This window comes from Flavobacterium sp. XS2P24, from assembly GCF_030010285.1.
In the GTDB taxonomy this organism is placed as follows: domain Bacteria; phylum Bacteroidota; class Bacteroidia; order Flavobacteriales; family Flavobacteriaceae; genus Flavobacterium; species Flavobacterium algoritolerans.
In genome coordinates this window covers 1-1,927 of sequence record NZ_JASCRU010000065.1, presented here as the reverse complement: position 1 = coordinate 1,927, position 1,927 = coordinate 1, and the positions used below count along the sequence as shown (strand labels likewise).

Sequence of the window (1,927 nt, the reverse complement as noted above, 5' to 3'; positions counted from 1 at the left end):
AAACCATTTATATAACTAACTAACTAACTATCTTCTGTCTATTCTGATGGCTACACTTCCTGATACTCTAGTATCCTCGATTTTGGCTTTTGTACCATTTGTTCTGTAATAGTAGTAGTCTGCAAATTCCAGTGATATTGACCACCCAATTCCAATTTAAAGTGAGCACCTGATTCCAATTCAAAATGACACCTAATTCCAGTGATATTGACCATCTTCATTTTTTATTAAAAACTACTCTTTTTCATCTGTTAATTAGTATTCAAATATACTTAAAATATTACCCTTTGTTTATTCTCTTTTCTTTCTCATAGATTCTCCATGTAATTCGAGTCGGTGGGATTGATGTATAAGCCTGTCCAAAATTGCATCAGCTATAGTTTTTTCGCCAATTATATCATACCAACCTTGCACCGGGATTTGTGATGTCACAATTATAGAACCATTATTATGTCTGTCTTCAATGATCTCTATAAGGGTAATCCGATTGCGACTATCTAATGCTTGCAGTCCAAAATCGTCAAGAATAATGACGTCTTGCCTTTCAATTTTGGCAAGTTTGCGCAGGTAAGAGCTATCTGCTTTGGCCATTTTTAATTTAGCAAACAACTTCGAAGTATTAAAAGAGCTTACCTTAAAACCCTGTATGCAGGCTTGATAACCCATTGCAGTGCCTAAATAGCTTTTGCCTACACCAGTACTTCCTGTGATTAAGATGTTTTCGTTTTTTTTCTACAAATTCACATTCTACCAGACGCAGAACTATGTTGCGATCTAGATTACAGATTTTGTCAAAATTGATACTTTCAATATTTGACTTGTAATGGAATCGGGCATTGGTTATACTGTGCGCAATACGACGATTGTGCCTTTCATCCCATTCCGCATCAAAATAAGTATCGATACAAAATGATCGAGTGAGTAATGGTCAGTTTTTCCATTTTCAATGGCTGTTTTAAAAGCATTATACATGCCGTAAAGCTTCATTTGTTTCATTTTTGTTACTTTGGATTCATTCATGTTTTCAAGATTTAATTTAATTATAATACTGTTTTCCTCTGATGTTACCGTCACTCGGGAGTTCCTGCTCGGGTTCTTGCTCGAAATCAATATGCTCTAAGTTGTTTTCTAAAATATTCTGTATGGTCTTAAAATTGTAAATTCTAAAATCAAGTGCCCGCCTGCAGGCATTTATTAATCGCTGCTTACCAAACTTTTTTTCGAAGTTTAGTATTGCTAAACAACTTTTATAAGCCTATTCAGGTTGGTTTCTGCAGTCGATTATCTGCATAATATATTCTCCTACTGACTCATTAATGCTACTTGCCCAATCAATGAATCGAGCAGCGCTCCGCTGGGCTACAAATGGATTGGTACTACTAAATGTTCTGGGGTTGTGGTAATAGACATATGGTTTGTAATTTCGTTCATGAACAGCTATCCGATTCTATTTATAATGGATCAATACGAAAAGTTGTGGGAAAATATTAAAATGGTGATTTTTGTATTTCTAAATTATGCTGAAATGCAAGATTCTTTTATCGATATCCTTAAGTTATTGTTACCCGAAATTATAGTAGAATACTTTGAGCTTACTTCTTATGAAAAGGGAGAAGAGAGACTTCATTTGTATTTAAAAGAGATCAATTCGATTCCTAAAGAATATCACGAAGCTAAATTAAGTTCAAAAGGCTTCTTTGACCAGATAACCGTTCAGGATTTTTCAATTCGTGGACACCAGGTATATCTTCATATCACTAGCAGAAGATGGCTTAATGAAGATACTGGGAAAATAGTTTTTAGAGATTGGAATTTAGTAGCGAACGGAACTCATGTAACATCGGAGTTTGCGTCTTTTTTAAAAGAAATCAATAGATTCCAAGCAAAATGATTGCAATACTATTGCCGCTTTCTATGGTGTTAATGG

General features: G+C 34.5%; 5 protein-coding genes. 1 reads left to right on the top strand and 4 read right to left on the bottom strand.

All coding sequences use genetic code 11. The annotated features are described in order from the left end of the window. Positions 1-50 precede the first annotated feature (50 nt). The 4 genes from QLS31_RS16170 to QLS31_RS16155 form a co-directional block, all read right to left on the bottom strand. Positions 51-215 (bottom strand): hypothetical protein, encoded by a 165-nt coding sequence (locus QLS31_RS16170; protein ID WP_282744693.1) that lies wholly within the window; start codon positions 213-215, stop codon positions 51-53. Positions 216-291: 76 nt separating this feature from the next. After that, positions 292-717, bottom strand: coding sequence for an ATP-binding protein (locus tag QLS31_RS16165; RefSeq protein ID WP_282744695.1), 426 nt, complete (start codon positions 715-717; stop codon positions 292-294). After that, positions 635-844, bottom strand: coding sequence for a hypothetical protein (locus QLS31_RS16160; RefSeq protein ID WP_282744694.1), 210 nt, complete (start codon positions 842-844; stop codon positions 635-637). The genes QLS31_RS16165 and QLS31_RS16160 overlap by 83 nt, the downstream gene beginning before the upstream one ends. Beyond that, positions 841-1,074, bottom strand: coding sequence for a hypothetical protein (locus QLS31_RS16155; protein WP_282744692.1), 234 nt, complete (start codon positions 1,072-1,074; stop codon positions 841-843). The genes QLS31_RS16160 and QLS31_RS16155 overlap by 4 nt, the downstream gene beginning before the upstream one ends. A gap of 322 nt (positions 1,075-1,396) precedes the next feature. Between QLS31_RS16155 and QLS31_RS16150 the strand changes: the two genes are divergently transcribed. Further along, complete coding sequence (locus QLS31_RS16150) at positions 1,397-1,891, top strand: hypothetical protein (RefSeq protein WP_282744691.1); 495 nt, start codon at positions 1,397-1,399, stop codon at positions 1,889-1,891. The last annotated feature ends 36 nt before the right edge of the window (positions 1,892-1,927 follow it).

Bases quoted from the DNA above. Each gene is read 5' to 3' on its own strand.
- QLS31_RS16170 (WP_282744693.1), bottom strand. From the start codon at position 215: ATGGTCAATATCACTGGAATTAGGTGTCATTTTGAATTGGAATCAGGT.